The organism is Microbacterium petrolearium, assembly GCF_054782875.1.
Window position 1 is genome coordinate 1 of record NZ_BAAGRQ010000073.1, and the last position, 603, is coordinate 603.

Annotated in this window: 1 protein-coding gene and 1 pseudogene; both read right to left on the minus strand. The window is 72.0% G+C overall.

Annotation, left to right across the window (positions count from 1 at the left end; genetic code table 11):
- Positions 1-283, minus strand: a pseudogene (locus ACYVJ0_RS13670) (FAD-binding protein); the annotation flags it as partial.
- A gap of 64 nt (positions 284-347) precedes the next feature.
- The coding region (locus ACYVJ0_RS13675) for an STAS domain-containing protein (protein ID WP_460818407.1) at positions 348-603 on the minus strand (256 nt) is incomplete at its 5' end.

Below are 603 nucleotides of genomic sequence, written 5' to 3' on the forward strand. Positions count from 1 at the left end.
CCCGGCCCTGCGCGTGGAGCTCCGCCGCGACCTCGCCGTAGCGCAGGCCGGCACGCACCGACGCGACCCCCTCGGGATCGACCTCGAGGGGCGCCCTGCCGTCGTCGAGCAGGTCGAGCTGGACGTGCACGCCGGTCGTGTCCGCGACGTCGCAGAACGAGTGCCGTGAGCCGAGAGCCCGGGCGCGGGGCTCACCGGCGACGATGCCGGTGAGCTCCGCGAGGTTCCGGGGGCGCTCGGTGCGCGCGGAGGAGTAGGTGAGGTTCGCTGCCCAGTTCTTCACCGGACAAGGGTGCCACTCCTGCGGCCGGTCGGACGCTGCCGATCAGCCGGGGGCGGCGTGCGACTCAGGCGCTGGCTGCCGCTTTGCGGACCACCGGGATCCGCTGACTGATACCGACCATGTCCAGGACCTCCATCACCACGGCGGACGGCTCACGGAGCAGGACGGGCGAACCCGTCTCCTCACCGAGCACGAACACCTGCAGGATGAAGGCCACCCCGGAGGAGTCGATGAACGTGACGTCCCGCGCGTCGACGATGACGGGTTCGGGATCGGGTCGTGCGGCGAGCGTGGCCATCGCCTCGCTCGCGTTCTCGCGC